We start from the raw sequence: 25,322 nt of genomic DNA, 5'->3' as shown, positions 1-25,322 counted from the left end.
GTAACAGCCTCACTCATTTTTAAACTTAACAACTTGGCGCATCTCGCTTAGCCTTTCATTACATACCAAATGCCCGAAATGACTCAGGCATAAGTTTTAATGTACATGGAAGTCCACAATGAACAACGCACTACCCTGCCAAATTAAAGTAGCCGACGACATCAATGCTTCTTATGAAGTCGCCATCGCCGAAAACCCTGCGAATCGCGGCGCGTCTACACCCGGACGCCGCCGAAAGCGTGCAGCCGTCAAGCACACTCACTTCTGGGCACCGGGCCGCACATTGCGCATTGCCTTTCTAAGCGGTGATCAAGTATTCAAGGATGCAACCAAAGCCGCCGCAAACAATTGGTTACCGCACATCAATCTGAAGTTCGACTTCGTCGACGGTGAAGAAGGTGATATCCGCATTATTGTCGCGCCGGGCACTTACTGGTCGACGGTCGGTACAGATGCCTTGCTACATGAAGAAGGCCCGACCATGGGACTGTCACCGGACATGCGCATGCCGGCGTTTTTTGCCGCCAATGTGATGCACGAGTTTGGCCATGTACTGGGCGCCCAACATGAACACCAACATCCCGAAATGACCATTCCGTGGAACAGGCGAAAGTTGTATGAGGCCTTTGGCGCGGATGAACACGCGGATGAAGATCACTACATGCGCACGATGCTCGACGAACGCTACCTCAAGCGCCTGGATGCCAATGAAGTCAGGCACTCAGCCTATGATCCGAAGTCCATCATGCACTACGCCATCCATGAGGAATGGACCGACGATGGCTTCAAGATTGACCTGAATCTGGTGCTCAGTGAAAAGGACAAGGCGTTCATGGCCGAGGCCTACCCTTACCCTGACGTGCAAAGTGAACCTATTTGACCTGCCCCAGATTAGCCTCACTTAAATCCAGCTCCCCCAATACTTCACGCAGTACGTCATCACCAATTTGGTGATGACGACTGAGGCTGTACAACTCCAGGCGTTGCGCCCGCAGCGCTTTCAAACGCAAGCGGCGCTCCAGCAAATCCATCTGAAACGCCAAGGCCTGGGCTTCGGCGGAATCGTTAAAGACTTCCAGTTGATGACGATACTCGGACATGATTCGCGCCTTGAGCTCCGCCGCCAACGCCGCCTCTGCCGCATCTACAGGCTTGGCCTCTTCGACTTCCAGCGCATGGATCGCCGCTTCAGCGGTTTTTCGCCAGGCGTCGCGCACTTCATTGCGGCGCTTGTCGTCTGGGCTTTTCTCGATACCACGCAACAACAGCGGCAAGGCGATGCACGCGGCAATCAGCGACAGCAGAATCACCCCGGCGGCGATGAAAATCAGCAGGTCACGCTCGGGAAACGCGTCGTTCCCCATCAACAGCGGCACCGACAGCACACCCGCCAGGGTCACCGCGCCGCGTACGCCACCGACCGTCAGCAACCAGCAGGACCGCGCCGTGGGCACCAGCGTCAGCTCGCCCTTACCGCGCCATCGCCGCAGCAGCCCCGACACCCGCCAAATGCTCTGCACCCAGATAAACCGCAACACCAGTAACACCATAAAAACCGCCACAACGTCCAGGCAACGGTAGAGCAACGTCGGCCACATTGACGCTTCCTGGCTGGCCACCGCCTTGATGATGTCCGGCAGCTGCAAGCCCAGCAGCAGGAAGATCAAGCCGTTGAAGGCGAATTCCAGCAATGACCAGACGCTGCGATTGAGCAAACGCGTGCTGGTCTGACGCGGCAGCAGGTCGAGCCAGCTCTGCATCATCCCCGCTGCCACTGCCGACAAAATGCCCGAGGCACCGAGCCGTTCGGCCAGTACGTAAGCGGCGAACGGCAGCAACAGCATGAACACCACGTGAGTCGCCGGGTCATCCCAGCCTCGGGCGATCATCCACGAGCGCAAGCGACCGACCAGCCAACTCAGCGCCACACCGGTGGCCAGACCACCCACTGCCACCAACACGAACGTCAGACTGGCATTGGCCAGGGAAAACACCCCGGTTATGGCCGCCGCCAAGGCAAACTTGAAGGTCACCAGGCCCGAGGCGTCGTTCATCAAAGCCTCGCCCTGGAGCATGTGCATCAACGGTGTCGGCAAGCGGTTCTGGGAAATCGCCGAGACCGCCACGGCGTCGGTCGGCGACAACACCGCCGCCAATGCGAACGCCACCGGCAGCGCAATACTCGGCAATAGCCAATGAATGAAATACCCGGCGCCGACCACGGTGAACAGCACCAACCCCACGGCCAGGGTCAGGATCGGCCCGCGCAAGCGCCACAACTCACGCTTGGGCATGCGCCAGCCATCGGAAAACAACAACGGCGGCAGAAACAGAAAGAGGAACAGTTCCGGATCAAGCGCCACATGCAGCCCCAACGTCGGCCAAGCCAGCAAAGCGCCCGCACCGATCTGCACCAACGGCAACGGCAGCGGGATCACTCGCCCGATCAGGCGTGAAACGCCGACCAACATCAGCATGATCAGGACGGTGTAGGCGGTTTGCATAAAGCGCTTTTCCCAGGCTATCGACAGCATTGAAGTGCCATATTAGCCGCTTGGACTGACGACCATTTAAAAGTCAGCGTGTAATCGCGCTGACTGTGTTTTGCGCCAGAATCCATTGCCCTTCCTGCAAGGAGACAAGACGGTGTAAACCTCATTCAAGACGAGGGATCACTACAAAAACCCGGTCTTGAAGCGGTTTTTCAATGTGCGGGGAATGTTTAGGAAACGCCCTACATCCAGTCAGTAATCATCGCTATAGAGTGCAGGGCATATACCCCACTCAAGGAACGAAGATGCTTGCTTGGTTAAGAATGCTGTTAGGTGAAGACAGCGACGATAAATTTCGCAAAGGATTTGAAGCGAGCAAGATTGCGCTTGACAAAGAAGTAGATATTTCACGCATCGGCGCAGGGTATAGCAATCCAGCCATGCAGGAAGACTGGGTCAACTGGGTCGAGTATGAGCGCTCAAAAATAAACGCTTGGTAACCAGGCCCGTCAAAAACCTGCTCACATGTCATTCCTCAGACGCGGCTTTGGTTAGCGTAGTCCGCCAGGTTTCCCACTCTTTCATCAAATTGCCTGGCTACCTCGCAAAGCACCGTTGCGACGCAGATAGCTGATGTCATATTAGCCGCTTAGACTGACGGCTGGCCGTTGCACCAATGTCGCATCGCCCGCAAACACCGCAAAACCTGTAGGAGCTGAGCTTGCTCGCGATAGGGGCGTGTCAGTCGAAATCAATGTTGACTGACCTGGCGCTATCGCGAGCAAGCTCAGCTCCTACAGGTTTTGCGTTTTAACTGGAAGGCCATGGCATAATCCGTCACCTTTTTTTCCAGCACCTGTAAAGGGGGCAATTCCTTGACCGTTTCAAGTAAAACGTTGCACCTTTTCGGCATCAAAGCCTGCGACACCATGAAAAAGGCGCGCACCTGGCTCGATGAACACGCTGCCAGCTATGACTTCCATGATTACAAAACGGCCGGAATCGACCGTGAACACCTGACCCAATGGTGCGACGAGCACGGCTGGCAAGTGGTGTTGAACCGTGCAGGCACGACCTTTCGCAAACTCGAAGACGAACGCAAAGCCGATCTCGACCAAGCGAAAGCCATCGAATTGATGCTCGCACAACCCTCGATGATCAAGCGCCCGGTGCTTGATCTCGGTGACCGAACCCTGATTGGCTTCAAGCCAGATATCTACGCGGCCGCACTCAAGTAAGGCAGCCCGTTCCTTTTTGTTAGAGGTATCAACATGTCCAATACTCTGTTCAGCCTGGCCTTTGGTGTCGGCACTCAAAACCGTCAAGGCGCATGGCTGGAAGTGTTTTACGCACAGCCACTGCTCAACCCGTCGGCCGAACTGATCGCCGCTATTGCTCCGGTTCTGGGCTACACCGAAGGCAACCAGGCCATCGCGTTCAGCACTGCACAGGCCTCGCAACTGGCTGAAGCGCTGAAAAGCGTCGACGCCGGCCAGGCCGCATTGCTGACCCGTCTGGCCGAGAGCCACAAGCCGCTGGTCGCGACCATTTTGGCCGAAGACGTGCAACTGACTTCCACGCCGGAGGCCTACCTCAAGCTGCACCTGCTGTCCCATCGTCTGGTCAAGCCGCACGGCCTGAACCTGGCCGGCGTGTTCCCGCTGCTGCCGAACGTTGCCTGGACCAGCCAAGGCGCTATCGACCTGACCGAACTGGCCGAGCATCAACTGGAAGCCCGTCTGCGCGGCGAGCTGCTGGAAGTGTTCTCGGTGGACAAGTTCCCGAAAATGACCGACTACGTGGTTCCGGCCGGCGTGCGTATTGCTGACGCAGCGCGTATCCGCCTGGGCGCCTACGTGGGCGAAGGCACCACCGTAATGCACGAAGGTTTCGTCAACTTCAACGCCGGCACCGAAGGCCCGGGCATGATCGAAGGTCGCGTGTCGGCTGGCGTGTTCGTCGGCAAGGGTTCGGACCTGGGCGGCGGTTGCTCGACCATGGGCACCCTGTCGGGTGGCGGCAACATGGTGATCAAGGTTGGCGAAGGCTGCCTGATCGGCGCCAACGCCGGTATCGGTATCCCGTTGGGCGACCGCAACACCGTTGAATCGGGCCTGTACGTGACCGCTGGCACCAAGGTCGCGCTGCTGGACGAAAACAACAAACTGGTCAAAGTCGTGAAGGCCCGTGAACTGGCCGGTCAACCTGACCTGCTGTTCCGCCGCAATTCGGAGACCGGTGCCGTGGAATGCAAAACCCACAAATCGGCCATCGAACTGAACGAAGCGCTGCACGCTCACAACTAAGCAGAGCGTCACACGATCACCTGCACCCTGCACTTGTAGGAGCGAGGCTTGCCCGCGAAGGCGTCTTCACTGACGCCAAAAGCTTCGCGAGCAAGCTTCGCTCCTACAAGGTCAGGGAGGTCAGGCGTACACCCCGCCCATGTTCACCAGGGCCGAACAACATGATGATTCCTTCTCCCTGGCGCGCCGATTTTCCGGCGATCGCCGCATTGCAACGGCAAGACCAGACGTATCTGGACAACGCCGCCACCACACAAAAACCTCAAGCCCTGCTGGATGCCCTGGCGCATTACTACGCTAATGGCGCGGCTAACGTGCATCGGGCGCAACACTTGCCCGGCGCCCACGCCACCCAGGCGTTCGAGGACAGCCGCAGCAAGGTCGCCCAATGGCTTAACGCTGGCGATTGCGGGCAGATCATCTTCACCCACGGCGCTACCTCGGCGCTGAACCTCCTGGCCTATGGCCTGGAACATCTATTCAATCCAGGCGATGAGATTGTCATCAGCGCCCTGGAGCACCACGCCAATCTATTGCCCTGGCAGCAACTGGCCCTGCGCCGCGCGCTGAAACTGGTGATTTTGCCGCTGGATGCCGACGGTGTGATCGACCTTGAGGCTGCCGCGCAGTTGATCGGCCCACGCACCCGATTGCTGGCGGTCAGCCAGTTGTCCAACGTACTTGGCGCCTGGCAGCCGCTGCCCGAGTTGCTGGCGCTGGCCAAGGCCCACAACGCGCTGACCGTCGTCGATGGCGCGCAGGGCGTGGTCCATGGCCGGCACGACGTTCAGGCGCTGGGTTGCGACTTTTATGTGTTTTCCAGCCACAAGCTCTATGGCCCCGATGGCCTGGGTGTGCTGTTCGGGCGTAACGAAGCCCTTGAACAAGTGCGTGCGTGGCAATTCGGCGGTGAGATGGTGCTGGACGCCAACTACCACGACGCGCGCTTTCGCCCGGCACCGCTGGGTTTCGAGGCGGGTACGCCGCCAATCGCCAGCGTAATTGGTCTGGGGGCGACCCTGGATTATCTCGGCGGACTGGATCAGGAAGCGGTTTCTGCTCACGAAGCGGCGCTACATGACTATTTGCTCAAAGGTCTAGAGGCGCGCAATGGCATTCGACTGCTGGGTAAACCGCACTTGGCACTGGCCAGTTTTGTCGTCGAGGGTGTGCATAACTCGGACCTGGCGCATTTGCTGACCGAGCAAGGGATCGCCGTGCGCGCCGGTCATCACTGCGCCATGCCCCTACTCAAAAGCTTCGAGCTGGCCGGGGCGATTCGGGTGTCGCTGGCGCTGTACAACGATTCCGAAGATCTGGAACGCTTCTTTGAAGCGCTGGATCAGGCGCTGGAGTTATTGCGATGAGCTTGCCCGCCGAAGCCGTTACAGCGCTGGAGACTTTTCAGAATGCCGCTGGCTGGGAACAACGGGCGCGCCTGTTGATGCAATGGGGCGACCGCCTGCCAGCGTTGAGCGCTGTGGATAAAGTCGACGCGAACCGGGTGCATGGCTGTGAAAGCCAGGTCTGGTTGGTGGGCGCGTTGCAGGCTGGGCACTGGCAGTTTGCCGCGAGCAGCGATGCGCGATTGATTCGCGGGTTGGTGGCGTTGCTGCTGGCGCGGGTCAACGGGTTGTCGGCGGCCGAGTTGCAGCAGGTGGATTTGCCCGAGTGGTTTAACCAGCTCGGGCTCAGTCGCCAACTGTCGCCGTCGCGCAGTAATGGCCTGAATGCCGTACTCCAGCGGATGAATGAGTTGGCCGCGCCCCTGTAGGAGCGAGGCTTGCCCGCGAAAGCGGTGTGTCAGGCAAGACGCCTTCGCGGGCAAGCCTCGCTCCTACACGGGAACGCATTCCAATGGGGGCCATCAGCCGCAACCTTAAGCTTCAGGTTTAACCCGATCCGCAGGCCGCCGCACACCCGCCACAATCTTATCCACAGCCTTGGTCGCCGCGACCATGCCGAACGTCGCCGTCACCATCATCACGGCGCCAAACCCGCCGGCGCAATCGAGCTTCACGCCATCGCCGACAAAACTCTTCTGCAGGCAAATGCTGCCATCCGGTTTCGGGTAGCGCAGCTGCTCGGTCGAGAACACGCACGGCACGCTGTAATGGCGGGTCACGGTGCGGGAGAAGTTGTAGTCACGGCGCAACGTCGAGCGCACTTTCGAGGCCAGCGGATCGTTGAAAGTACGGTTGAGGTCGCAGACCTGGATCAGCGTCGGGTCAATCTGCCCGCCCGCACCGCCGGTCGTGATGATCTGGATCTTGCGGCGTTTGCACCAGGCAATCAGCGCAGCCTTGGCGTTGACGCTGTCGATGCAATCGATCACGCAGTCGATGTTCGGCGTGATGTACTCGGCCATGGTTTCGCGCGTCACGAAGTCCGCCACCGCGTGCACCGTGCAATCCGGGTTGATCCCGCGCAGACGCTCGGCCATCACTTCGACCTTGGGTTTGCCGACGGTGCTGTCCAGCGCATGCAACTGACGGTTGGCGTTGCTGACGCAGACGTCGTCCAGGTCGAACAGCGAAATCTCGCCCACGCCACAGCGGGCAACGGCTTCCGCCGCCCAGGAACCAACGCCGCCGACACCGACGATCGCCACATGGGCCGCGCGCAAGCGCTCCAGGCCTTCAATGCCATACAAACGAGCGATGCCAGCAAACCGCGGATCTTCTGTACTCATGACCATTACCCCAAAAACCGGCGCGCATTATAGGGCCACAGCGCGAGAACTTTTAACCTTCCGGCTATAAGTGTAAGAACTTATGTGAAACCGCAGTGCCCAATGCCGGGCATTTCCCTGTTCGCTGTACGGTCAGAGAACCTCCAGTGTAGGATGCGCGCCCTGCCCCCGGCAGCCAGCCGCCAACCGTTCCTTCGTTCCACAGCCTTTGGAACCCGAAAAAAACTATGTCATCGCGTAAATTTGGACTCAACCTGGTCGTGGTGCTCGCCATCGCAGCCTTGTTTACCGGCTTCTGGGCGCTGATTAACCGCCCGGTCTCCGCCCCCAACTGGCCTGAACAGATCTCCGGTTTTTCGTACTCGCCGTTTCAACAAGACCAGTACCCACAGAAAGACCAGTACCCGACCGACGATGAAATGCGTCGCGACCTGGAGATCATGAGCAAGCTGACGGACAACATCCGTACCTACTCGGTCGACGGCACGCTGGAGGACATCCCCAAACTGGCGGAAGAGTTCGGCCTGCGGGTGACCCTGGGGATCTGGATCAGCCCGGACCAGGAACGCAACGAGCGCGAGATCCTGCGCGCCATCGAACTGGCCAACACCTCCCGCAGTGTGGTTCGCGTGGTGGTCGGTAACGAGGCGATCTTCCGTAAGGAAATCACCGCCAAGGACCTGAGCGTGATCCTCGATCGCGTCCGCGCCGCCGTGAAAGTGCCGGTGACCACGTCCGAACAATGGCACGTCTGGGAAGAACACCCGGAACTGGCCAAGCACGTCGACCTGATCGCCGCGCACGTTCTGCCCTACTGGGAATTCATCCCGGTGGACAAGGCCGGTCAGTTCGTCCTCGACCGCGCCCGGGACCTGAAAAAGATGTTCCCGAAAAAACCACTGCTGCTTTCGGAGGTTGGCTGGCCGAGCAACGGCCGGATGCGTGGCGGCACCGATGCGAGCCCGGCGGATCAGGCGATCTACCTGCGGACTTTGGTCAACAAGCTGAACCGCCAGGGCTTCAACTACTTCGTGATCGAAGCGTTTGACCAGCCGTGGAAAGCCAGCGACGAAGGCTCGGTGGGCGCGTATTGGGGCGTGTTCAACGCCGCGCGCCAACAGAAATTCAACTTCGAAGGCCCGGTGGTCGCGATTCCGCAATGGCGCGTGCTGGCGATCGGCTCGGCCGTACTGGCGTTGCTGTCCCTGACCTTGCTGATGATCGACGGCTCGGCCCTGCGCCAGCGTGGCCGGACCTTCCTGACCTTTATCGCCTTCCTGTGCGGTTCGGTTTTGGTGTGGATCGGCTACGACTACAGCCAGCAATACAGCACCTGGTTCAGCCTGACGGTGGGCTTCTTGCTCGCCCTCGGTGCGCTCGGGGTGTTTATCGTGCTGCTGACCGAGGCCCACGAACTGGCCGAAGCGGTCTGGACCCACAAGCGCCGGCGAGAATTCCTGCCGGTCGAAGGTGATTCGGACTACCGACCAAAAGTCTCGATTCACGTACCGTGCTACAACGAACCGCCGGAGATGGTCAAACAGACCCTCAACGCCCTGGCCAACCTCGACTATCCGGATTTCGAAGTCCTGATCATCGACAACAACACCAAGGACCCGGCGGTCTGGGAACCGGTGCGCGATTACTGCGAAACCCTCGGCCCGCGCTTCAAGTTCTTCCACGTCGCCCCGTTGGCCGGTTTCAAGGGTGGCGCGCTGAACTACCTGATTCCGCACACCGCCAAGGATGCCGAAGTCATTGCGGTGATCGACTCGGACTACTGCGTCGACCCGAACTGGCTCAAGCACATGGTGCCCCACTTCGCCGATCCGAAAATCGCCGTGGTGCAGTCGCCACAGGACTATCGCGACCAGAACGAAAGCACCTTCAAGAAGCTCTGCTACGCGGAATACAAAGGTTTCTTCCACATCGGCATGGTCACCCGTAACGACCGTGACGCGATCATCCAGCACGGCACCATGACCATGACCCGTCGCTCGGTGCTCGAGGAACTCGGCTGGGCCGACTGGTGCATCTGTGAAGACGCCGAGTTGGGCCTGCGCGTATTCGAAAAAGGCTTGTCGGCGGCGTATTACCACACCAGCTACGGCAAAGGCTTGATGCCCGATACCTTTATCGACTTCAAGAAACAGCGTTTCCGCTGGGCCTATGGCGCGATTCAGATCATCAAGCGTCACACCGCCAGTTTGCTGCGCGGCAAGGGCACCGAGCTGACCCGTGGCCAGCGCTACCACTTCCTCGCGGGCTGGTTGCCCTGGGTTGCCGATGGCATGAACATCTTCTTCACCGTCGGCGCCCTGTTGTGGTCGGCAGCGATGATCATCGTGCCGCAACGGGTCGATCCACCGCTGTTGATTTTTGCAATCCCGCCATTGGCGTTGTTCGTGTTCAAGGTTGGCAAGATCATCTTCCTGTACCGTCGTGCGGTCGGGGTCAACCTGAAAGATGCGTTCTGCGCGGCACTGGCCGGGTTGGCGTTGTCGCACACCATCGCCAAAGCGGTGCTGTACGGCTTCTTCACCAGCAGCATTCCGTTCTTCCGCACGCCGAAAAACGCCGATAACCACGGCTTCTGGGTGGCGATTTCGGAAGCTCGCGAAGAGATGTTCATCATGCTGCTGTTGTGGGGCGCTGCGCTGGGGATCTTCCTGGTGAACGGCTTGCCGAGCAACGACATGCGCTTCTGGGTGATCATGTTGCTGGTGCAGTCGCTGCCGTACCTGGCGGCGCTGATCATGGCGTTCCTGTCTTCGCTGCCCAAACCGGTTGCCGAGCCTGAGCCTGCACCGGCTGTCTAAATCAGTACAGATGCACTAAACGGCGGCCAATGGCCGCCGTTTTGCTTTAAGATAACCGCCATTTTGCAGGCCTTGGCCGGGCCCGGTTTAACGGCCGAACGCCTTACCTGTGGGAGCGGCCTTGCTCGCGAAGCTTTTGGCGCCAGTGATGGCCGCTTCGCGAGCAAGCCCGCTCCCACATTTTAGTCCGCGCCCAAATTCATGTTTTTCGGAGTTTTCCATGACGGCCCACGCCGACCTTTCGCCGACCCTCCAACTCGCCATCGACCTGATCCGCCGTCCGTCCGTGACGCCGGTCGACGCCGATTGCCAGAAGCAGATGATGCAGCGCCTGGGCGATGCCGGTTTCAAACTGGAACCGATGCGCATCGAAGATGTGGATAACTTCTGGGCCACCCACGGTAAACACGACGGTCCGGTGCTGTGCTTCGCCGGTCACACCGACGTTGTCCCGACCGGTCCGGTAACCGCTTGGCAGATCGACCCGTTCAACGCGGTGATCGACGAACACGGCATGCTCTGCGGCCGTGGCGCGGCAGACATGAAAGGCAGCCTCGCCTCCATGACCGTCGCCGCCGAGCGTTTCGTCACCGACTACCCGGATCACAAGGGCAAGGTCGCTTTCTTGATCACCAGTGACGAAGAAGGCCCGGCGCACCACGGCACCAAGGCTGTGATCGAACGCCTCGCCGCCCGTAAAGAACGTCTGGACTGGTGCATCGTCGGCGAACCGTCGAGCACCACCCTGGTCGGTGACGTGGTCAAGAATGGCCGTCGCGGTTCCCTCGGCGCCAAGCTGACCGTACGCGGTATTCAGGGCCACGTGGCCTATCCGCACCTGGCGAAGAACCCGATCCACCTCTCCGCCCCGGCACTCGCGGAACTCGCCGCCGAGCATTGGGACCACGGCAACGACTTCTTCCCGCCGACCAGTTTCCAGATTTCCAACGTCAACTCCGGCACTGGCGCGACCAACGTGATTCCGGGGGATCTGGTGGCGGTGTTCAACTTCCGTTTCTCCACCGAATCCACCGTCGAAGGCCTGCAAAAGCGGGTGGCCGATATCCTCGACAAGCATGGCCTGGACTGGCACGTGGATTGGGCGCTGTCGGGCCTGCCGTTCCTCACCGAACCGGGCGCACTGCTGGATGCCGTGGCATCGAGCATCAAGGACATCACCGGTCGCGAGACCAAGGCTTCCACCAGTGGTGGCACCTCGGACGGGCGCTTCATCGCGACCATGGGCACCCAAGTGGTTGAGCTGGGGCCGGTCAACGCGACGATTCACCAGGTCAACGAGCGCGTGCTGGCCGCCGACCTCGATGTGCTGACCGAAATCTACTACCAGACCTTGATCAAGTTGCTCGCCTGATGCTGGCCTGCCCGATCTGCAGTGAACCGCTGAACGCGGTGGACAACGGCGTGGCCTGCCCCGCCGGGCATCGTTTCGACCGCGCGCGCCAGGGGTATCTGAACCTGCTGCCGGTGCAGCATAAGAACAGCCGCGACCCTGGGGATAACTTGGCGATGGTCGAGGCCCGCCGCGATTTCTTGAACGCTGGTCATTACGCGCCGGTCGCCAAGCGTCTGGCGGAACTGGCGGCGCAGTACGCGCCGCAGCGCTGGCTCGACATCGGTTGTGGCGAGGGTTACTACACCGCGCAAATCGCCGAGGCCTTACCGAATACTGACGGTTACGCGCTGGACATCTCCCGGGAAGCGGTCAAACGCGCCTGTAAACGCAACCCGGCGCTGACCTGGTTGATCGCCAGCATGGCGCGGGTGCCGTTGGCGTCCGGCAGTTGCCAGTTTCTGGCCAGCGTCTTCAGCCCATTGGACTGGGAAGAAGCCAAACGCTTGCTCAGCCCTGGCGGCGGCTTGATGAAGGTCGGCCCGACCAGCGGCCACCTGATGGAATTGCGCGAAAGCCTGTACGACGAAGTGCGTGAATACACCGACGACAAGCACCTGGCTCTGGTGCCGGAAGGCATGGCGCTGGCGCACAGCGAAACCCTGGAATTCAAACTGACGCTGGAAAGTGGTCAGGACCGCGCCAACCTGTTGGCCATGACGCCCCACGGCTGGCGCGCCAGCGCTGAACGCCGAGCGGCAGTCATCGAGCAGGTCGAGCCGTTCGAAACCACGGTTTCGATGCGCTACGATTACTTTATTCTTCAGTAACTTTTCAATTTCTGGGTCTACGGCATTTGCCGTGGACCGGCTAAATCCGCGAATGGATTTTTCAAGACCGCAGTGAGGACATCCATGCGCCAACCCGATATAGAGATTTACCTGAAAGACGCCGACGTCGACTACAAAGCCGTCGCCGCCTGGCTGGGCGCCGCTCTGGGCCCGTGCACCGACTGGGTACAGAAAGGCCAGACCTACAAATGCAAGGCCGGTAACGTGCCAGTGACCTGGCTGCCAAAAGCCGTCGGCAAATGGAACAGCCTGTTTCTGGACAGCGACCAGACCCCATGGGAAGACGATATCGCCTGCGCCCGCGCAGCCTTTGCCGCGCTGAACGTCGAAGTGCGTTGCGCGCCGGGTACGTGGGTCGAGGAAGAAGGTGAAGAATTGGCCGATCGCTGGATGCGAATCAGCGTTGACGGTGAAGAAGAGATCACCTGGAAAACCGTGTAAAACCAAAAAGATCGCAGCCTTCGGCAGCTCCTACAGGGTCATGTGTACACCTGTAGGAGCTGCCGAAGGCTGCGATCTTTTGATCTTAAAGCTTACAGCCCCACCACATCCTCAGCCTGCAACCCCTTCTCGCCTGTCACCACGGCATACTCAACCTGCTGACCTTCAGCCAGCGAGCGGTGGCCTTCACCGCGGATCGCATGGTAGTGCACGAACACGTCCACCCCGTCCTCGCGTTGAATGAAGCCGTAGCCCTTGGCATCGTTGAACCACTTTACATTGCCGGTTTCGCGCGTAGCCATGTCTCGTTACCCCCTTCTTTTTATTTTGAGCGGTCGAGTATATGACAGCCGCCAAAACTCTCAACTCAAGTTTACTTAGCCGCTTTTTTGCCGATTTTCGATGAATCCGGCACACTATCGGCCTCCCGAGCAAACGCTCGGTTTTATTCACTCACGCAGAAGCCGTATGACCCGTTCCCCGTTTCGCCGTCTTGTGTTTGGCACCCTGCGCCGACTGTTGTACCTCTGGGTTCGCTCGGAGACGATCAACCAGTCGTCCCTTACCCTCAACCTCGACCGCAGCCGTCCGGTGTTCTACGTCCTGCAAAACCCTTCGCTGACCGACCTCGCGGTGGTCGACACCGAGTGCACCAAAGCCGGCCTGCCGCGCCCGGTGCTGCCGGTGTCGGTGGGTAATCTGTTGGAGCCCGCCGCGTTCTTTTACCTGACACCCGAGCCCGACTGGCTCGGCCGCCAGGACAAACGCGGCGCGCCGCCGACCCTGACCCGCCTGGTCAGCGCCCTGAGCCAGAACGCCGCCGAAGACGCGCAGATCATCCCGGTCAGCGTGTTCTGGGGCCAGTCGCCGGACAGCGAATCCAGCCCGTGGAAGCTGTTGTTCGCCGACAGTTGGGCGGTCACCGGGCGTCTGCGCCGCTTGCTCAGCATCATCGTGCTGGGGCGCAAGACCCGCGTGCAGTTCTCGGCGCCGATCCATCTGCGCGAACTGATCGACCACAATAAGGGCCACGAACGCACCGTGCGCATGGCTCAGCGGATCCTGCGGGTGCACTTCCGCAACCTGAAAGCCGCGGTGATCGGTCCGGACATTTCCCACCGCCGAAACCTGGTCAAAGGCTTGCTCAATCAGCCCTTGGTCAAACAAGCGATCCTCGATGAAGCCGAGCGTGAAAACATCTCCCCGGAGAAAGCCAAGGCCCAGGCCCTGCGCTACGGCAACGAGATCGCCTCGGACTACACCTACACCGCGATCCGTTTTCTGGAAGTAGTGTTGAGCTGGTTCTGGAACAAGATTTACGACGGGGTGAAGGTCAACCACATCGAAGGTGTGCAGAAAGTCGCCCAGGGTCACGAAGTGATCTATGTGCCTTGCCACCGCAGCCACATCGACTACTTGTTGCTTTCGTATCTGTTGTTCCGCAATGGCCTGACTCCGCCGCACGTTGCCGCCGGGATCAACCTGAACATGCCGGTGATCGGCAGCCTGCTGCGTCGCGGCGGTGCGTTCTTCATGCGCCGCACGTTCAAGGGCAACCCGCTCTACACCTCGGTGTTCAACGAATACCTGCACACTCTGTTCACCAAAGGCTTCCCGGTCGAGTACTTCGTCGAGGGCGGCCGGTCGCGCACCGGGCGCATGCTGCAACCGAAAACCGGGATGCTGGCGATCACCCTGCGCAGCTTCCTGCGTTCGTCGCGGATGCCGATCGTGTTCATCCCGGTGTACATCGGTTACGAGCGGGTTCTGGAAGGCCGGACCTACCTCGGCGAACTGCGTGGCGCGACCAAGAAGAAAGAATCGATCTTCGACATCTTCAAAGTCATCGGCGCGCTCAAGCAGCGCTTCGGCCAAGTGGCGGTGAACTTCGGCGAACCGATCAAACTGGCGGAGTTCCTCGACAGCGAACAACCCGACTGGCGCTCCCAAGAGCTTGGCCCGCAGTTCAAACCGGCCTGGCTCAACGAAACCACCAACCGCCTCGGCGAGAAAGTCGCGCAGCATCTGAACGAAGCGGCGGCGATCAACCCGGTGAACCTGGTGGCGCTGGCATTGCTGTCCACCAGCCGTTTGGCCCTGGATGATCGCGCCATGGCGCGGGTGCTTGATCTGTATCTGGCGCTGTTGCGCAAGGTCCCGTACTCGCCGCACACCACGTTGCCGGAAGGCGATGGTCGGGCGCTAATCGAGCACGTGAAGGACATGGACCTGCTGTCCGAACAGAGTGATGCCTTGGGCAAGATTTTGTACCTGGACGAGCAGAACGCTGTCCTGATGACCTACTACCGCAACAACGTGCTGCACATCTTCGCCTTGCCAGCGCTGTTGGCGAGTTTCTTCCAGAGTGCGTCGCGCATGAGCCGCGAACAGATCCTGCGCTACACCCGCGCGCTGTATCCGTACCTGCAATCAGAGCTTTTCATTCGCTGGTCCATGGATGAGCTGGATGGCGTGGTCGATCAGTGGCTCGAAGCCTTCGTCGAGCAAGGCTTGCTGCGTTTCGAGAACGATGTGTACCTGCGTCCGGCACCGAGTTCGCGGCATTTCGTACTGCTGACGCTGCTGTCGAAAAGCATCGCCCAGACCCTGCAACGTTTTTACATGACTGTTTCCTTGCTGCTCAACAGCGGCCAGAACAGTATTAGCGCCGAAGAACTGGAAGACCTGTGCACCGTCATGGCCCAGCGCCTGTCGATCCTCCACGGTTTGAACGCCCCGGAGTTTTTCGACAAGAGCCTGTTCCGTCACTTTATCCAGACCTTGCTCGACCTCGACGTGCTGCGTCGCGACGAAGCCGGGAAGCTGAGCTATCACGCGCAGCTCGGCGAACTGGCTGAAGGCGCGGCCAAACGCGTATTGCCGGCGGAGATTCGCTTGTCGATCCGTCAGGTGGCGTTGCATCGCAGTGAAGATGCGGCGGACCAGGTCGCCACACAACCCGAGACTTGATGAAATCCCTGTGGGAGCGGGCTTGCTCGCGAAGGCGGTTCAACATTCAACATCTGTGTTGTCTGGCGCACCGCTTTCGCGAGCAAGCCCGCTCCCACATTAATTGGAGATATTCGATGAAAAAACTCTCTCTATTGGCCATGACCGCGCTACTGGGAGCCTGCCAATCCATGCACCCCGCCGCTAAAACCAGCCTCGATGGCGAAGTGTTCTACCTGCAACGCATCGCTTTGCCGCCAAGCGCCACGTTGAGTGTCAGCCTGCAGGACGTGTCCCTGGCCGACGCCCCAGCCGTAGTCATCGACGAACAGAAAGGCCCGGTCAAAGGCCAGGTGCCGCTACCGTTTCATCTGAGCTACGATCCGTCGCAGGTCAAACCTGGCCATCGTTACTCGGTCAGGGCGCGGATCGAAGTCAACGGCGAACTGATGTTCATCACCACCGAAAACCACGCCGTAAAACTCGACGGCAACGATCCGCAACCGCTGAAAATCCGCGTCGACGCCGTTCGTTAAATTCCGCTCAAGATCAAGGAAGCTGCCATGTTCCGCCCTACCCTTCGCTTTGCCGGCCTGTGCGCAGGCTTGATGATTTCCGCCAACGCCCTGGCGCTGTCCCTCAGTGACCTGTCGCAAAACGATGCCACTGGCGGCCTCAAGGACGCGCTGACCCAAGGCGCGCAAATCGCTGTCAAGCAACTGGGCGCCCCTGGCGGTTTCAGCAACAACCCGGACGTGAAGATCGAACTGCCGGGCAAGCTGGGCAAAGTCGCGAAAAAAATGAAGCAGTTCGGGATGGGCGACCAGGTCGATCAGCTGGAAACCAGCATGAACAAAGCGGCTGAAACCGCCGTGACGCAGGCCCAGCCGATCCTCGTGGATGCGGTGAAAAAGATGAGCGTGGCCGATGCCAAGGGCATTCTCAGCGGCGGCAAGGACTCGGCCACCCAGTACCTGGACAAATCCAGCCGCGAGCAGATCCGCACCAAGTTCTTGCCGATCGTTAAACAAGCCACCGACCAGGTCGGTTTGGCCAAGCAGTACAACTCGTTCGCCGGTCAGGCAGCGACCTTGGGTGTGTTGGACGCGAAGAATGCCAACATCGAAAACTACGTGACTGAGCAGGCGCTGAATGGCTTGTTCGAGATGATCGGCAAACAGGAAGAAACCATTCGCCAGAACCCGGCGGCCGCGGCGACCAGCTTGGCCAAGAAAGTCTTCGGCACGCTTTAACTCAGTACACAAAACCCTGTGGGAGCGGGCTTGCTCGCGAATGTTGTATCCATTGAAGATCTACTGTCGGAGCGAGCAGGCTCGCTCCCACAGGTTCACGCCGGGTCTTTCTTGATCCTGAACCACGCCGCATACAGCGCCGGCAGGAACAACAGCGTCAACGCCGTCGCCACAATCAACCCGCCCATGATCGCCACCGCCATCGGCCCGAAGAACACGCTGCGGGACAGCGGGATCATCGCCAGCACCGCGGCAAGTGCCGTCAGCACAATCGGCCTGAACCGCCTCACTGTCGCCTCGATGATCGCTTGCCAAGGCTTGAGCCCGGCGGTGATGTCTTGCTCGATCTGATCCACCAGGATCACCGAGTTACGCATGATCATCCCGGACAACGCGATGGTCCCGAGCATGGCGACGAAGCCGAACGGCTGACCGAACACCAACAGGAACAACGTCACGCCAATCAACCCCAATGGCGCGGTCAGAAACACCATCGCCGTGCGTGAGAAGCTGCGCAGTTGCAACATCAGCAAGGTCAGCACCACCACGATAAACAGCGGCACACCGGCCTTAACCGAGTTCTGCCCGCGCTCCGAGTCTTCCACCGTACCGCCGACATCCAGCAAGTAGCCGTCGGGCAGTTCAGCACGTATCGGGTCGAGGGTCGGCATGATCTGCTGAACCAGGGTCGCCGGTTGTTCCTTGCCGTAGATGTCGGCGCGAATCGTCACGTTGGGCAAGCGATTGCGGTGCCAGATGATGCCCTCTTCGAAGCCGTATTCCAGGGTCGCGATCTGCGACAGGGCAACGCTTTTTCCGTTGTCCGTCGGCACCGCCAGGCTCGGCAGCAACGACAATTCGGTACGCTCATGCACGGTGCCGCGCAGCAGGATTTCGATCAACTCGTTGTCTTCGCGGTACTGGCTGACGCTGGAACCGGTCAGCGAGCTTTGCAAAAACCTCGACAGGTTGGCGGTACTCACGCCGAGTGCCCGGGCGCGGTCTTGATCGACGTTCAGGTAAACCACTTTGCTCGGCTCTTCCCAGTCCAGATGGACGTTGACCACGTGCGGGTTCTCGCGAACCTTGGCCGCGACTTTACGCGCCAGCGCACGGACTTCTTCGATGTGCTCGCCGGTAACGCGAAACTGCACCGGATAACCCACTGGTGGACCGTTTTCCAGCCGCGTGACTCGCGAACGCAGTTCCGGGAATTGTTCGTCGAGGGTTTCGATCAGCCAGGTGCGCAGGGCTTCGCGCTCCTCGATGGTTTTCGCCAGGACGACAAACTGGGCGAAGCTCGCCGCCGGCAGTTGCTGATCCAGCGGCAGGTAAAAGCGCGGTGAACCGGTGCCGACGTAAGCCACGTAATTGTCGATGCCAGCGTGTTCCTTCAGCAGGCCTTCAAGGCGTTTAACCTTCTCGGTGGTGTTGCTCAGGGACGCGCCTTCCGCCAGTTTCAGATCGACCATTAACTCCAGACGACTCGAAGCCGGGAAGAACTGCTGCGGCACGAAACGGAACAGCACGATGGAGCCGATGAACAACACCACGGTCAGCAGGATCACGGTTTTGCGCCAGCGCACACACCACTCGACCAAGCGCCGGACGCGCTGATAGAACGGCGTGCCATAAGGGTCGGGTTGACCGTCGCCGGTGCCGTGTTTGGCGGCATGAATTTTCGCCAGGTCCGGCAGGAGTTTTCCCCCAGGTACGGCACGAACACCACGGCGGCCACCCACGACGCCAGCAGTGCGATGGTCACCACCTGGAAGATCGAGCGGGTGTATTCACCAGTGCCCGATTGCGCAGTGGCAATCGGCAGGAACCCGGCGGCGGTGATCAACGTGCCGGTGAGCATCGGGAACGCGGTGCTGGTCCAGGCATAGCTGGCGGCTTTGATCCGGTCGAAGCCCTGTTCCATTTTGATCGCCATCATTTCCACGGCGATAATCGCGTCATCCACCAGCAACCCCAAGGCCAGTACCAGTGCGCCGAGGGAAATCTTGTGCAGGCCGATACCAAGGTAATACATGCAGGCGAAGGTCATCGCCAGCACCAGTGGAATGGTCAATGCCACCACCATCCCGGTGCGCACGCCGAGGAGAAAAAGCTCACCAGCAACACAATCGTCAGGGCTTCGACCAGCACCTGAACGAATTCGCCGACACTGGTTTTTACCGCGGCCGGCTGGTCCGAGACCTTGCGCAGTTGCATACCGGCGGGGAGGTTTTTCTGGATGCGGTCGAACTCGCCTTCCAGAGCCTTGCCGAGCACCAGAATGTCGCCACCGTCCTTCATGGCCACGGCCAGACCGATGGCGTCTTCGCCCATGAAGCGCATGCGCGGCGCCGGTGGATCGTTGAAGCCGCGACGCACGTCGGCGACATCGGCGATACGAAATGTACGATCACCGACCCGGATCGGGAAGTTCTTGATCTGGTCGACCGTCTGAAAATTCCCGGTGACCCGTAGCTGCAATCGCTCGCTGCTGGTTTCGAAGAACCCGGCGGTGGACACCGTGTTCTGCTCTTCAAGCGCTTGCTGTACTGCCGCCAGTGGCAGCCCGAGGGTGGCGAGCTTGACGTTGGACAGTTCGATCCAGATCTTCTCGTCCTGCAAGCCAAGCAGGTCGACCTTGCCCACATCCTTGACCCGTTGCAGTTGAATCTGCACCCGGTCGGCGTAATCCTTGAGCACCGCGTAGTCAAACCCGTCGCCGGTCAGGGCGTAGATATTGCCGAAGGTGGTGCCGAACTCATCGTTGAAAAACGGGCCTTGAATGCCCGGTGGCAGAGTCTGGCGGATGTCGCTGATCTTTTTGCGAACCTGATACCAGAGATCCGGGATCTGCGCCGAATGCATGGAGTCGCGAGCAATGAAGGTCACCTGGGACTCGCCGGGGCGCGAGAACGAAACGATGCGCTCGTACTCGCCGGTTTCCATCAGCTTCTTTTCAATGCGCTCGGTCACCTGGCGCGACACTTCCTGGGCCGTCGCCCCAGGCCAGCTGGTACGAACCACCATAGCCTTGAAGGTGAAAGGCGGGTCTTCGCTTTGGCCGAGTTTGGTGTAGGAAAGCGCGCCGACAATTGCCAGCAAGAGCATCAGGAACAGTACGATCTGGCGATTACGCAGCGCCCATTCGGAAAGATTGAAACCCATCGGGGATTACTCCTTGGCCGCCAGATTAACCACGCGGTTGGAGCGATCCACCGGGCGCACTTGCTGCCCGTCGTGAAGCACATGAACGCCGGCGGCCACCACCCAGTCACTGGCGTTCAGGCCTTCGAGTACCGGTACGGTTTTCTCACCGAAGGCACCGATCCGCACCGGGGCTTTTTTCAAGGTGTTGTTGGCGCCAACGATCCACACGTAGGTCGCTCCGTTTTCGGCGGTGACGGCTGACAGCGGCACAGACAGCGGCACGACCTGGGCGGTCTGGATAAACACTCGGGCACTCTGGCCAAGTTCGGCGGGGACTTTGCCGGAGGTGAAGGAAATACGCGCGGCGAAGGTCCGCGATTTGGGATCGGCCGCCGGCGACAGTTCACGAATGCGCCCGGTAAAACGTTGATCGGGTTGGGTCCAGAGCTCCACCGTCACCGGCTGATCAACCTTGAAGCGCCCAAAGCTTTGCTCCGGCAAGCTGATCAACACTTCACGCTCGCCATCGGTGGCGAGCGTGAACACGGTTTGCCCGGCGGCCACCACTTGGCCGACTTCGACCGCGCGTTTGGCGACCACACCGTCCTGAGGCGCGCGGAGCACGGCGTAGCTGGCCTGATTGGTCGAGACGTTGAACTCGGCTTTGATCTGCTTGAGGCGTGCTTCGCCGGATCGGTAGAGGTTTTCAGAATTGTCGTACGCAGAGCGGCTCACCATCTGACGGTCCATCAGCGTCTTGTAGCGATCGCGTTCGGCGCGGACCAGGCTCAGGTTGGCCTCGGCGGCGGTCACCTGGGCGCGAGTGGCTTCCAGTTGCAGACGTACGTCCTGGGGATCGAGCTCGGCCAACGGCTGATCGGCCTTGACCCGCTGGCCTTCCTCGACCAGTCGTCGGCTGACTTTGCCACCAATGCGGAACGCCAGATCCGGCTCGTAACGGGCGCGAACTTCACCGGGATAGCTTTCCATCGCCTGGGCCGAAGGCTCTGGCTGAACCACCATGGCCGGGCGCACGCTGACTTGCGGCGCCTCGTCGTGACCGCACGCCGACAATAAAAAAGCCAGGCTGACTGGCAATGCGAGGGGCAAGGCATAGCGGAACATGGTGAAGGACCTTTCGCTAATGGTGCTTGGAATAATTATACTGGCCGGTATGTTATTAATAGCAAACTCACCAGTCCAGTATTAAAAGCGAATAATGTCGAACAATCTTTCAGCACCTAACGGTCCGGGCCGCCCCAAGGATCTGGCCAAGCGCCAGGCCATCCTCGACGCGGCGAAAATTCTGTTTCTGACGAAGGGTTACGCGAGCACCAGCATGGATGCCGTGGCCGCCGAGGCCGGGGTGTCGAAGCTGACGGTCTACAGCCACTTCAACGACAAGGAGACGCTGTTCTCCGCCGCCGTGGTGGCCAAGTGCGAAGAGCAACTGCCACCGCTGTTTTTCGAATTGCCCGACGGCATCGCGGTGGAAACGGTGCTGCTGAACATCGCCCGCGGCTTTCATCAACTGATCAACAGCGATGAATCGGTGAACCTGCATCGTTTGATGATGACGCTGGGCAGCCAGGACCCGAAGCTTTCGCTGATCTTCTTCGAAGCCGGGCCAGAGCGCATGTTGAGTGGGATGGAGCGGTTGCTGAGCAAAATTGATCAGACCGGTGCACTGGGCATCGATAAACCGCGCAATGCGGCCGAGCATTTCTTTTGCCTGCTCAAGGGCGCGGGGAATTTTCGGTTGCTGTATGGCTGCGGCGAACCGCTGGAAGGGGACGCGGCCGAGAGCCATGTGCGGGAAGTGGTGGGGTTATTTATGCGGGCTTATCGGCCTGGGACAGCCTGATCATTTTGTAGTGTTTTGAAGGACGCTATCGCGAGCAAGCTCGCTCCCACAGGGGATTTGTGAACGCTACAAATCCAATGTGGGAGCGAGCTTGCTCGCGATGGGGGCGACTCGGTCTTAAGGCTTGAGCGCTTTCTTCGGATAAATGTCATACCGGCTGGATTTCCCGTCCAGCGCATGACTCGGCTTCGGCCCTTCAATGCACGGTGCCTTGCGCGGGCGCTTGACCACCACCCGGTGGCTGGCCAATGCCAATGCCGCTTCGAGCAATGCCGGCGCATCCGGGTCATCGCCCACCAGCGGGCGGAACAGACGCATTTCCTTCTTCACCAATGCCGTTTTCTCACGATGCGGGAACATCGGGTCGAGGTAGATCACCTGCGGCGGCTCACCTTCCCAATTGCGCATCACTTCAATTGAATTGCCCTTGAGCAAACGCATCCGCGCCACGATGGGCGCCACGTCGAAATCTTCCGCGCCACGGGCCAGGCCATCCTCAAGCAACGCGCCGATCAGCGGCTGGCGCTCGATCAGGCTCATTTCGCAACCCAGGCTCGCCAGCACGAACGCATCCTTACCCAACCCCGCCGTGGCATCCAGCACCCGTGGGCGCACGCCTTGGGCGATGCCGACCGCTTTGGCGATCATCTGCCCGGTGCCGCCACCGAACAACCGACGATGCGCCGCGCCACCCTCGACGAAGTCCACCCGCACCGGCCCCGGCGCGTCAGGCCCCAGTTGCTGGAGCTGCAAGCCCTGCTCGCCGACCTGCAGGGCAAACTCGCCGTCATCCACTTGCATAGGCAGGCCCAGGCGTTCGGCCCATTGCTCGGCCTGTGGCTGAAACGCCGGGGCCGAAGCCTCGACATGGATGCGGCAGGCCGCGGGTTGCTCAATCATGGGAAAAAACGCTCAAAAAATTAATGATCGGCAAAAACGGCCGATAACAAAACTATCGAGCATTTTGCCAGACCTGAGCGTCGACCGAGAGAAATGTCAGACATTCAACGCACATCCGTAGGCTACATATCGCGTCATGGCGATTATGGCCTGCGAAACTCCCAGGCACTGAGCGGCGTCAGTCACCTGTGGCAAGATTTTTTTGCCCAGGCCCTGTCCGAACAGTCGAGCGATGTTGTGCCTGCGTGCGGTACCTTTCCACCGGTTGATCTGGAAAGCCCGGTCGAGCCGACCGTCGGCAGCGAGCTGTTGGCGCACATCGTTTCCCAACGTGAATGCGATGTGAAAGAAACCGAAGTCAAACCGCCAGAGCCGCTGTTCCTGCCGATTGCCGAGTTCGAAATGGACCTGGTCGACAAACCTTTCCCACCGTTCCCGCCGGAAGAAATCGACGCCCAACAGCAACAGCAGAACTTCGAAAGCGGCTGGGTGCGCCCGATCGTGCTCACCGCCGGCCAGCCTGTGCCCGAAGCCGGCCCGGCACCGCAGCCGCGTCCGCTGCACCTGCCAATCGCCGAGTTCGAACTGCACCTGCTGGACAAGCCGTTCCCGCCGTTCTCGCCCGCAGAGCTGGTGGAGCAACAGAAACAACTCGATTTCGATAACGGCTGGGCTCGCCCGATCGTTCTGCAGAACCTGCGCATCGCCGCTTAAGCTTTCAGCGACACACCCACCACGGCCCGACATCCAGATGAAAGTGATTACGATGGGCGGCGTTGTAGTCCGGGCTCAACACCACACTGAACATGTCGCAGGCGCCGTCACGCACTTGCCGCAGGAACCGCGCGTCCTGATTATCCTTGGGCCAATCCTTGAGCACGCTGATCGTTCGGCCGTCGGCCAGGCGAAAACCGGCGATGTCCAGCGCGTTGGCGCTGGCGTGCTGGCTGCGGGCGCCGTGCTCGCGGTTGTACATGTTGCGGCAGGCGAAACTGCCGAGGTGATCGACCCGCGTCACAGCCTGGCCGTAAACCGCCTGAGATGCTGGCTGCAAGGCGTGGCGCTCGAACAGGGCAAACGCTACCGCCAACGGGCAACTGGCGAGGAAACTGCTGCTCAGGGCCACCTCGCCGCCCTGAACGCGCAGAGTGTTGGTCAACGGGCAGTCCCCGCCCGGGCTGTCGGCCTGACGGGTGACGCGCAGACCTGAACTGCTGAGGACCTGATCGCACAATTGCGGATCATCGCGCAGGCGCATCAGTTTGAAACGGGTCAGCAGGTTCGGCGCCGCGTTCACGTCCAGCGGCGCCCAAGGATTCCACTGCGCCGGCACAGGAATCCAGCCGCGCCAGACACTCAGCCCCGCCGCACCGATGAGCAACAACACCAGCAGCAATCCCTTTGCTAACCGCATCTTCAGCCTTTGAAAAACTTATTGGCCTGCGCGTACGGCATGGAGCGCGACGTAAAGCTGAACGTGCCCGACGTCTTGATCTCTTCAGCCGCGCGGAAGAACTCGCCATACGCCGCAAGGGCTCGTCGCCGAGCCGACGCTGATGCGCTTGACGCCCATATCGCTCAGTTCCTCGACCGTCAACTTGAGCCCGCCGGACATCAACACATTGACCGGTTTCGGCGCCACGGCACGGACCACCGCCAACACCTCTTCGGCACTGCGCAGACCCGGCGCATACAACACGTCGGCGCCCGCTTCGGCGAACGCCTGCAAGCGGCGGATGGTGTCGGCGAGATCAGGATTGCCGTGCAGAAAATTCTCGGCCCGGGCCGTCAACATGAATGGGAAAGGCAGGCTACGCGCCGCCGCGACCGCCGCTTCGATACGCGCCACGGCATGTTCGAAGCAGTAGATCGGCGCCTCTTCACGGCCAGTTGCATCTTCGATCGAGCCGCCGACAGCGCCCGCCGCCGCTGCGCGCAAAATACTCTGCGCGCATTCGGCCGGGTCGTCTGCGAAGCCGTTTTCCAGATCGACCGCCACCGGCAGATCCGTGGCCGCAACAATCGCCTGGACGTTCAGCAGGGTGTCGTCGAGGGTCAACGCACCATCGGCACGACCGTTAGAAAAAGCATAACCGGCACTGGTGGTCGCCAGCGCCTCGAAGCCAAGGCTGGCGAGCATTTTCGCCGAGCCGGCGTCCCAAGGGTTGGGAATGACAAAAGCCCCCGCGCGTTCATGCAGTGCTTTGAACGCCTGGGCTCGAAGGGTTTGCGCATCCATTGGCAGGCTCCTGAGAAG

21 protein-coding genes and 2 pseudogenes are annotated in these 25,322 nt (G+C 60.2%); 15 read left to right on the top strand and 8 right to left on the bottom strand.

Annotated elements, in window-relative coordinates:
- Positions 1–118 precede the first annotated feature (118 nt).
- Entirely contained in the window at positions 119–880 is a 762-nt protein-coding gene (locus RHM58_RS14560; RefSeq protein WP_322270622.1) for a hypothetical protein, read from the top strand.
- Here RHM58_RS14560 and RHM58_RS14555 read toward each other — a convergent pair.
- Positions 873–2,504, bottom strand: coding sequence for a Na+/H+ antiporter (locus RHM58_RS14555; RefSeq protein WP_201201043.1), 1,632 nt, complete (start codon positions 2,502–2,504; stop codon positions 873–875). The genes RHM58_RS14560 and RHM58_RS14555 overlap by 8 nt on opposite strands.
- 293 nt (positions 2,505–2,797) lie before the next feature.
- Here RHM58_RS14555 and RHM58_RS14550 point away from each other — a divergent pair, with 293 nt between their 5' ends.
- The 5 genes from RHM58_RS14550 to RHM58_RS14530 all read left to right on the top strand — a co-directional run bounded on the left by RHM58_RS14550 (position 2,798) and on the right by RHM58_RS14530 (position 6,572).
- The gene (locus RHM58_RS14550; protein ID WP_322270621.1) at positions 2,798–2,992 is read left to right on the top strand and encodes a hypothetical protein; all 195 of its coding nucleotides are present in this window, start codon (positions 2,798–2,800) and stop codon (positions 2,990–2,992) included.
- 429 nt (positions 2,993–3,421) lie between these two features.
- Entirely contained in the window at positions 3,422–3,730 is a 309-nt protein-coding gene (locus tag RHM58_RS14545; protein ID WP_242486321.1) for an arsenate reductase, read from the top strand.
- Between the two features lie 33 nt (positions 3,731–3,763).
- Positions 3,764–4,798: a 2,3,4,5-tetrahydropyridine-2,6-dicarboxylate N-succinyltransferase gene (gene dapD, locus RHM58_RS14540; protein WP_201201041.1), complete on the top strand. Its 1,035-nt coding sequence runs from the start codon at positions 3,764–3,766 to the stop codon at positions 4,796–4,798.
- A 161-nt stretch (positions 4,799–4,959) separates the two neighbouring features.
- Entirely contained in the window at positions 4,960–6,165 is a 1,206-nt protein-coding gene (locus tag RHM58_RS14535) for an aminotransferase class V-fold PLP-dependent enzyme (protein ID WP_201201040.1), read from the top strand.
- On the top strand, positions 6,162–6,572 hold the full coding sequence (locus RHM58_RS14530) for a SufE family protein (protein ID WP_201256209.1): 411 nt from the start codon (positions 6,162–6,164) through the stop codon (positions 6,570–6,572). The genes RHM58_RS14535 and RHM58_RS14530 overlap by 4 nt, the downstream gene beginning before the upstream one ends.
- A gap of 105 nt (positions 6,573–6,677) precedes the next feature.
- Here RHM58_RS14530 and tcdA read toward each other — a convergent pair whose 3' ends face one another.
- Positions 6,678–7,496, bottom strand: a complete 819-nt coding sequence (gene tcdA, locus RHM58_RS14525) for a tRNA cyclic N6-threonylcarbamoyladenosine(37) synthase TcdA (RefSeq protein ID WP_123405731.1) — start codon at positions 7,494–7,496, stop codon at positions 6,678–6,680.
- A 221-nt stretch (positions 7,497–7,717) separates the two neighbouring features.
- On the opposite strand from tcdA, the gene RHM58_RS14520 reads away from it, so the two are divergent.
- From RHM58_RS14520 to RHM58_RS14505, 4 genes are all read left to right on the top strand, one after another.
- On the top strand, positions 7,718–10,309 hold the full coding sequence (locus tag RHM58_RS14520) for a glycosyltransferase (RefSeq protein WP_201201037.1): 2,592 nt from the start codon (positions 7,718–7,720) through the stop codon (positions 10,307–10,309).
- 220 nt (positions 10,310–10,529) lie between these two features.
- A complete protein-coding gene (dapE, locus tag RHM58_RS14515; RefSeq protein ID WP_201201027.1) occupies positions 10,530–11,681 on the top strand; it encodes a succinyl-diaminopimelate desuccinylase in 1,152 nt (383 codons plus the stop codon).
- Positions 11,681–12,490 (top strand): putative RNA methyltransferase, encoded by an 810-nt coding sequence (locus RHM58_RS14510; protein WP_201201025.1) that lies wholly within the window; start codon positions 11,681–11,683, stop codon positions 12,488–12,490. The genes dapE and RHM58_RS14510 overlap by 1 nt, the downstream gene beginning before the upstream one ends.
- An 84-nt stretch (positions 12,491–12,574) precedes the next feature.
- Entirely contained in the window at positions 12,575–12,952 is a 378-nt protein-coding gene (locus RHM58_RS14505; RefSeq protein WP_201201024.1) for a hypothetical protein, read from the top strand.
- Between the two features lie 92 nt (positions 12,953–13,044).
- Here the strand turns inward: RHM58_RS14505 and RHM58_RS14500 are convergent, their stop codons facing one another.
- Complete coding sequence (locus RHM58_RS14500; protein WP_322270620.1) at positions 13,045–13,254, bottom strand: cold-shock protein; 210 nt, start codon at positions 13,252–13,254, stop codon at positions 13,045–13,047.
- A 166-nt stretch (positions 13,255–13,420) separates the two neighbouring features.
- Between RHM58_RS14500 and plsB the strand changes: the two genes are divergently transcribed.
- The 3 genes from plsB (at position 13,421) to RHM58_RS14485 (ending at position 17,154) form a co-directional block, all read left to right on the top strand.
- Positions 13,421–15,922: a glycerol-3-phosphate 1-O-acyltransferase PlsB gene (plsB, locus tag RHM58_RS14495; RefSeq protein ID WP_201201022.1), complete on the top strand. Its 2,502-nt coding sequence runs from the start codon at positions 13,421–13,423 to the stop codon at positions 15,920–15,922.
- A 116-nt stretch (positions 15,923–16,038) separates the two neighbouring features.
- Complete coding sequence (locus RHM58_RS14490) at positions 16,039–16,437, top strand: YbaY family lipoprotein (RefSeq protein ID WP_322270619.1); 399 nt, start codon at positions 16,039–16,041, stop codon at positions 16,435–16,437.
- Between the two features lie 27 nt (positions 16,438–16,464).
- Entirely contained in the window at positions 16,465–17,154 is a 690-nt protein-coding gene (locus RHM58_RS14485; protein WP_201256211.1) for a DUF4197 domain-containing protein, read from the top strand.
- 95 nt (positions 17,155–17,249) lie between these two features.
- Here RHM58_RS14485 and RHM58_RS14480 read toward each other — a convergent pair.
- Positions 17,250–20,319 (bottom strand): annotated as a pseudogene (locus tag RHM58_RS14480) (efflux RND transporter permease subunit).
- 6 nt (positions 20,320–20,325) lie between these two features.
- Complete coding sequence (locus tag RHM58_RS14475) at positions 20,326–21,426, bottom strand: efflux RND transporter periplasmic adaptor subunit (RefSeq protein WP_201201005.1); 1,101 nt, start codon at positions 21,424–21,426, stop codon at positions 20,326–20,328.
- A gap of 94 nt (positions 21,427–21,520) precedes the next feature.
- On the opposite strand from RHM58_RS14475, the gene RHM58_RS14470 reads away from it, so the two are divergent.
- Positions 21,521–22,165 (top strand): TetR/AcrR family transcriptional regulator, encoded by a 645-nt coding sequence (locus tag RHM58_RS14470; protein WP_201201002.1) that lies wholly within the window; start codon positions 21,521–21,523, stop codon positions 22,163–22,165.
- Positions 22,166–22,282: 117 nt separating this feature from the next.
- Here RHM58_RS14470 and RHM58_RS14465 read toward each other — a convergent pair whose 3' ends face one another.
- Positions 22,283–23,065: a class I SAM-dependent methyltransferase gene (locus RHM58_RS14465; protein WP_207200186.1), complete on the bottom strand. Its 783-nt coding sequence runs from the start codon at positions 23,063–23,065 to the stop codon at positions 22,283–22,285.
- Positions 23,066–23,158: 93 nt separating this feature from the next.
- Here RHM58_RS14465 and RHM58_RS14460 point away from each other — a divergent pair, with 93 nt between their 5' ends.
- A complete protein-coding gene (locus tag RHM58_RS14460; protein ID WP_322270618.1) occupies positions 23,159–23,779 on the top strand; it encodes an energy transducer TonB in 621 nt (206 codons plus the stop codon).
- Between the two features lie 4 nt (positions 23,780–23,783).
- Here RHM58_RS14460 and RHM58_RS14455 read toward each other — a convergent pair whose 3' ends face one another.
- Positions 23,784–24,479, bottom strand: a complete 696-nt coding sequence (locus RHM58_RS14455) for an extensin family protein (RefSeq protein ID WP_201256214.1) — start codon at positions 24,477–24,479, stop codon at positions 23,784–23,786.
- 2 nt (positions 24,480–24,481) lie between these two features.
- Positions 24,482–25,304 (bottom strand): annotated as a pseudogene (locus RHM58_RS14450) (isocitrate lyase/PEP mutase family protein).
- Positions 25,305–25,322: the final 18 nt, after the last annotated feature.

It is taken from the genome of Pseudomonas sp. 10S4 (genome assembly GCF_034344865.1).
Taxonomy (GTDB): Bacteria; Pseudomonadota; Gammaproteobacteria; order Pseudomonadales; family Pseudomonadaceae; genus Aquipseudomonas.
Note: the sequence above shows the minus strand (reverse complement) of the source record. Positions and strands in the feature narration are given on the sequence as shown.